This is a genomic window from Vicinamibacterales bacterium (assembly GCA_036504215.1).
In the GTDB taxonomy this organism is placed as follows: Bacteria; Acidobacteriota; Vicinamibacteria; order Vicinamibacterales; family Fen-181; genus FEN-299.
This window is the reverse complement of the sequence record DASXVO010000042.1, coordinates 1-6,389: the sequence shown is the minus strand read 5'-3', so window position 1 is coordinate 6,389 and position 6,389 is coordinate 1. Positions and strand designations below refer to the sequence as shown.

5 protein-coding genes are annotated in these 6,389 nt (G+C 66.9%); 2 read left to right on the top strand and 3 right to left on the bottom strand.

The features are described 5' to 3' along the window. On the bottom strand, nt 1-942 hold a 942-nt coding region (locus VGK32_12890), incomplete at its 3' end, for a hypothetical protein (protein ID HEY3382663.1). A gap of 94 nt (nt 943-1,036) precedes the next feature. Further along, on the bottom strand, nt 1,037-2,425 hold the full coding sequence (locus VGK32_12885) for a sigma-54 dependent transcriptional regulator (protein HEY3382662.1): 1,389 nt from the start codon (nt 2,423-2,425) through the stop codon (nt 1,037-1,039). A gap of 159 nt (nt 2,426-2,584) precedes the next feature. On the opposite strand from VGK32_12885, the gene VGK32_12880 reads away from it, so the two are divergent. Both VGK32_12880 and VGK32_12875 read left to right on the top strand, forming a co-directional pair. Beyond that, nucleotides 2,585-2,836: a hypothetical protein gene (locus VGK32_12880; protein ID HEY3382661.1), complete on the top strand. Its 252-nt coding sequence runs from the start codon at nt 2,585-2,587 to the stop codon at nt 2,834-2,836. Nucleotides 2,837-3,264: 428 nt separating this feature from the next. Beyond that, nucleotides 3,265-4,242 carry a FliA/WhiG family RNA polymerase sigma factor gene (locus tag VGK32_12875; GenBank protein ID HEY3382660.1) on the top strand — a complete coding sequence of 326 codons (978 nt, stop codon included), beginning with the start codon at nt 3,265-3,267 and terminating at the stop codon, nt 4,240-4,242. Between the two features lie 123 nt (nt 4,243-4,365). Here the strand turns inward: VGK32_12875 and VGK32_12870 are convergent, their stop codons facing one another. Further along, nucleotides 4,366-5,895 carry an ATP-binding protein gene (locus VGK32_12870; protein ID HEY3382659.1) on the bottom strand — a complete coding sequence of 510 codons (1,530 nt, stop codon included), beginning with the start codon at nt 5,893-5,895 and terminating at the stop codon, nt 4,366-4,368. Nucleotides 5,896-6,389: the final 494 nt, after the last annotated feature.

The window sequence follows — 6,389 nt, the reverse complement described above, 5'->3', positions numbered from 1 at the left end:
AGGCGGCCTGTTCTGCCAGGGCTTGCGCTCGCCTTGCGGCCTGTCCTGCCAGGGCTTGCGGTCTCCCGGGGGCCGACCCGCTGGTCTGAAGCCGCCGCCGGCCGGCTTGTTCTGCCACGGCTTGCGGTCGCCTGCCGGCTTGTCCTGCCAGGGTTTGCGCTCGCCCTGCGGCTTGCCCTGCCAGGGGCGCCGTTCGGTCGGGCCCCTGCCCTGATCTCCGCTCCCTGATCCCTCACCCCTGAACCCCGGGCCCGGACCTCTCCCTGGACCACCAGGCGGCCTGTCCTGCCAGGGCTTGCGGTCTCCCGGGGGTCGACCCGCTGGCCTGAAGCCGCCGCCGGCCGGCTTGTTCTGCCACGGCTTGCGGTCGCCCTGCGGCCTGTCCTGCGAGGGCTTGCGGTCGGCTTCGTCGTGGCCTCGAGGTCCGGGCGCTGGGCCCTGAGCCGGGCCACTGCCGTGGGTCCTGGCCAGGTTCTCCGCCTTCTTCTCACGTCGCTTGCGCGCCTGGAACGTCTCCTTCTTGAACTTCTCCCGCGGATCCTTGTGCTGGCCGCCCGGGCGCCAGCCGTGGCCACGACGCTCCGCCGGCAGCTGATCGGTCACCGGCTGATCGGCTGGCACGTCGTCGGGCGGGACCGGCGGCGTCGCGTCACCGCTCGCGGGAGCGCCTTCGGGAGCGCTGTGATCCGGCTCCGCTGACACCACCTGTGGAGCACTTTCGTGCGGACGCGGATGTGTCCTCGCGCCCGACGACGGGTGCGCACTGCGCGCCTCTTCCGGCGACTCCCACACGCGTCCCCGGGCGAACCACTTCATCACCGCGTTGGGATTCTTCGCCTGGAGCTGCTTGAGCGTCGGCAGCAGATCTTCCCGATCAGCCGCGCGGAACGCGGTGGGCTGGTCGTCGATGAGGATGGTCCAGTAGGTGTATCTAGGTGGCATAGAAAAGTGCTGAGTGCTGCGTGCAACGTGCCAAGTGCGCCGGAAGCTGCAATGTGCGAAGTGCCGGGTGCGCGAATCCTCAGCCCCCCGTAGCTCAATTGGAATTCATTCTCTTCAGTTTCTCCACGAGCGTCGTACGCTTCAGGTGGAGCAACTGCGCCGCACGGCCCTTGTTGCCGCCGGTGCGCTCGAGCGACTGCGTGATCAGCTCGCGTTCGATGCTCGAGATGTACTCCTGGAAGTCGAGTCCGTCCTCGGGCAGCGCGAGCGGTCCCGACGGCGCCGCGTGATCGGACTCCAGGACATCGGGCGGCAGGTCGGCCTCTTCGATCTGCGTGCGGCCTGCGCTCAGCGCCACCGCGCGCTCCAGTGCATTCTCGAGCTGCCGGACGTTTCCCGGCCAGGAGAAGGCCATCAGTTTCCGCATCGCCTGCTGCGAGACGGTCAACGCCGGCCGCGGCGGCGTCAGCTCGCGGCAGAATCGATCGAGGAAATGCTGGACGAGCAGCGGAATGTCGTCCTTGCGATCGCGCAGCGGCGGCAGCCCGATTGGAATGACGTTCAACCGGTAGTACAGATCCTCGCGGAAGCGGCCCTCGCTCACCATCTTCGCCAAGTCGCCGTTGGTGGCCGCGATCACGCGCACGTCCACCTTCATCGGGCGTGAGTCACCGACCCGCTCGAACTCCTTCTCCTGCACCGCCCTCAGCAACTTCATCTGCAGCGGCGCGCCCATGGTCCCGACCTCGTCGAGAAAGAGCGTGCCCTTGTGCGCCGTTTCGAAACGGCCCACACGATTGCCGATCGCGCCCGTGAACGCGCCGCGGACGTGACCGAACAGCTCCGCCTCGAGCAGCGTCTCGGGAATCGCGCTGCAGTTGATCGCGACGAACCGGTTTGCGCGTCGCGGGCTGTTGTGATGGATCGCCCTCGCGACGAGTTCCTTGCCCGTGCCGGTCTCGCCCGTCACCAGAATCGTGCTGTTGGTGACGGCCACGGTCTCCAGCAACTGGAAGAGGTTGCGCATCGCCCGGCTACGACCGACGATGCCCTCGAAGCTGTACCGGCGCTCGAGTTGCGATCGCAGGTAGGCGTTCTCGGACTTGAGCCGCCGCTGCTCGAGCGCCGTGTTCAACACGTGCAGCAGTTCGTCGAACTGGAACGGCTTGGTGACGAAGTCGGACGCTCCCCGCTTGATGGCCTCGACCGCGTCCTTCACGGTCCCGTAGCCGGTCACGACAATTCCAATGATGTCGGGATAGCGCGCGATCGCCGCCTCGAGCACCTTGCCGCCGTCGATGCCCGGCAATCGCAAATCCGTAATGACGATGTCAAATGCGAATTCGGCGAGCCGCTCGAGCGCCTCTTCGCCGTTGGCGGCCTGCGCGACGTCGAAGCCGCTATCGGTCAGCCGCTCGGCCACCACCTCGCGAAGCGCCCCTTCGTCCTCGACGATGAGAAGATGTTTTGTCGTTTCAGGCATTTAGCTGGGAGTCCGAATGGCGCCAATATGTTGACACAGATTGATGGTCGAGGCCAGATCAACTTGCAGGTGGCCGGCCGCCCGCCGTTCCCTACAGAGATGCCCCGCGCTTACCGATAACCCCCTTGAAGTCGTTCGGCAGCCGCGGCGATTGGACCTATGAACGCACTGCGCAAGGATGCAGCCGTCGAGACCGTGAACATCAACAACAAGAAAGAGTTAGGCGAGCTATTCCACCGCCTGAACAACGAGCTCGGCATCATCCTGTCGCACGCAGAGCTTCTCGAGACGAAGTGCGCGGAAGAGATGAACCGGTCGCGGGCCTCCCAGGTCGTGGCGGCCGCGCTCGAGGCGATGGGAACGGCGCGCGAGATTCGTGGCCATGTCAACGAACTGACAACGGGAGCTTGACCACGAGACGATACGACGGAATTGTCAGTTGATAGCTGCCAGCGGCTGGTGGATCGCAGCTGATCTGCTGCCGACGCACGGCCGGCTAGCATCTATCCACTCGTAATCGACTACTGGGTACCCGGTAATCGCCTGCACAACCTCCTTGGCGAAGGCTCGATCCCTCTGTCTTCAAGCTCGAGTGTCAGAAAATTGGCTGTCAATCCGACTGCCATTGTCAATTAATTGGCGCTCCCGCCGGATTTCCGCCTGACAGCCTTCTCCGTCTCGTGCGTCGAGATGTCGACGCAAACTCTTTTAATACAATTACTTGAGTGGCACTGACACGCCCAGCTCATCTAGGCGAGAGCGCAGGTGTCTTTCTGGCACTACCGTTGCGAAAGGATGGGGCGGAACAGCGAGTCAAACGATAACCCACAGGAGCGACGATGCAGGTCCTACCAATTCCCGCCAATGAAAGCCGCCGCGTTGTTGCCGGGCTTCCCTTTGTCGAAGCACTGGCGCGACGACTCGCGGCGTCCATGCCCCACTCGATCGACATGGGCGATCTGGTACAGGACGGTGTGCTGGGTCTGATCGACGCTGCGCACCGGTTCGACGAGGACCGTGGCATCAAGTTCGAAACCTTCGCCGAGCGGCGCGTCCGCGGGGCGATGATTGACGCGTTGCGGCGCGAGGCCTGGCCGCGCGGCGTCCGCCGGGTGCGGCGCGAGCTCGAGGCGGCGCGCGAGACGCTGCGCAAGGAACTCGGTCACGAGCCGTCGCTCGCGGACCTCGCCGCGAAGGTCGGCTCCGACGAGAAACGCCTGGGCCGCACGATCCTCCGCATCAACACGATCGAGTCCACGTCGCCGCTGTCGTCGGGCGACCACACGGACGAGACCTCGCTGCCGGCGGCCCTGGTGCCGTCGGAGCCCGATTCCCCGGACACGGCCTACGAGCGCACCGAAGTAAGGGAGCGCATCCGCGACGCGATGGCGACGCTTCCAGAGCGCGAGCGCAAGCTGATCGGTCTCTATTACTTCCACGAAGCGACGATGAAGCAGATTGGAAATGAGCTGGGCGTGAACGAGTCGCGCGTGTCGCAGTTGCACGCGCGAGCCATCCAGCGCCTGCGCGCCGCGCTCGAGCCTTCCTCCGTGGCCGCGCGTCGGGCGATGGGCGTCAGCGTCTCGATGCCGCCGGCTCTCACGGCGCTCACGCTGCGCACGCCGAGCCGTCCGGTGCTGCCGTTCCAGCGTCCGGTCATGGCGAAGGCCGCGCTGCCGTCGTGCCGTCCCGCGACGGTGCTCCCGTATGCCGCCGTCGCGCGCACGGTCCGCCCGAAGGCTGCGAGCCTGCCGAGCCCGCGGAAGAAGATCGCGCGCCGCGTTGCCGAGGACTTCCCGGCCGCCGTCGCGCGTTAGGACCACAAGCCGGCCGAGCCCAATCCTCCACCTCCTCATTTCGCCGCCACGGGAAACCGTGGCGGCGGTTCTTTGTACCGGACAAAGGCGGGAAGGCGGGAACGCGTCAACCAGCGCGTCACACTAGGCAGAATCGAGCAGTTCCCGGGCCGTCCGGAGTAGATCGCCGAGGCGGAACGGCTTGGCGAGCCAGCGGCAGCCGGTCACCTCGAGGAAACGCTCGGCCTCGGTGCCGACGACGTCTCCGGTGACGAAGATGACACGGCGGGCGAGGAGCGGCTTCTCGGCGGCGATCAGGCGGTAGAACTCCATGCCATCGACGCGAGGCATCTTCAGGTCGCAGACGATCAGATCGTAGGTGCGCGTGTTCACGCAGGCGAGCGCCTCCTCGCCGTCGCCCGCACGATCGACCACGAAGCCGGCGTCGGCCAGGCCGTCGCCGACCGCCTGCGCCAGCGCGGGCTCGTCTTCCACGAGCAGCACGGACGCGCCGCGCGGAAGATCCTGCGCCATCACCTCCGGTGGAGGCTGTGGCGGTCGGACGGCGCCGGCGTCGCCGGTCGGCAACTCGACGAAGAACGAGGTGCCGACGCCCTGCTCGGGCGCCTGCACGTAGATCCGCCCGCCGTGCTCCTGCACGATCGCGTACGCCACCGTCAGCCCAAGGCCCGTTCCCTTGCCGACTTCCTTCGTCGTGAAGAACGGGTCGAAGATCTTCGTCCTCGCCTCCTCCGGTATTCCCGGCCCATCGTCGTTCACCTCGAGGACGACCGTGTCGTTCGCCGCGTTGTGCCAGGTGCGGACGACCAGCGTGCCGTGGCCCTGCGCGGAGAGCATCGCCTGCTCGGCGTTGATGACGAGGTTGAGCAGCACCTGCTGGAGTTGATGCGGGTCCGCGAACACCTGCGGCAGGCCGGCCGAGAGCGCCGAGATGACGGTGATGTTGGTGACGCGCTGCTCGTACGCCCGGAGTGCCATCGTCTCCTCGACGATGTGGTTGATGTCCACCATCGCCCGCGTCGTATGGCGCTTGCGCGCGAACGTCAGCAGGTTGCGGACGATGCGCGCGGCGCGCTCGGATTCGGAGAAGATGACGTCGAGGCCGCGGCGCGTGTGGTCGTCAACCTGCCGGTGCGACAACCGCTCGGCCCAGGTGAGGATGGTCGCGAGCGGGTTGTTCAACTCGTGCGCGATCCCCGAAATCGTCTGCCCGAGCGACGCGAGTTTCTCCGCCTGCAGGAGTTGATGGTAGAGGTCGCGCGTCTGATCGTCGAGCTTCTTGCGGTCGCTGACGTCTCGAACGAGCGCCTCGAGTCGTGCGGTGCCGTCGGGATACGTCTCCGCGTGCGCGGTGATCTCCACCCAGATGGGCGTGAGGTCCGCACGGCGAATGCGGACGAGAAAGTCAGTGACCGCGCCGTCACGCGCGAGCCGCTCGAGCAGCGCGGGCCGCGCCATCGGATCGATGAAGCGCTCGGAATCGAAGGGAAGAATCTGCGTCTCGTCGGTTTCAACCGCGTAGCCGTAGATCAGCTTCAACTGGATGTTCGCCGCCAGCGTGTGGTCACCCAGGTCCGACAGGACGGCGACACATGCCCCGACCTGGATGCGATCGAACAGGCGTTCGAAGATCTCATGGCGGGACAGCGGCACTGGGGAATTCTATAGCGAGAAGGAAGAAAGTGCTGAGTGCTATGTGCGACGTGCAAAACCGCGCGGTGACACGGCCGGCGGAACGGGGCGCCCATCGACGCGCGGCGCGAGATCCGGGGATCGGCCGCCGCGACCCGGTCCGTCGCACTGGGCTCCGGTTCGGAAGCCCTCACCAAGTCGCCCTGCGCGCCGGCCCGGTCCACGTCGGCCTCCGTGCCTGCCCGCGGCCCGGTGACACGGCCGGCGGGGCGCCCATCGATGCGGCCCAGGGCAGAGTGAGCGGGGCCGAACCACGGGTCTCGCCAAGCGCGGCGTAGACCGCCCACCTGCGTCAGGGTATCGAGCCGGACGGCGGCGGCGTGGTGATCTGGCCGTGGGGGTATGGGGGCTCGGACCCGTCCTCTCCCCCCGCGGCCTGTCATCGGACGGAAGGCCGTCGCCGGGAGGCTTCGCCCGGACAGCGCGGCGCGGCGCGAGATCCGGGGATCGGCCGC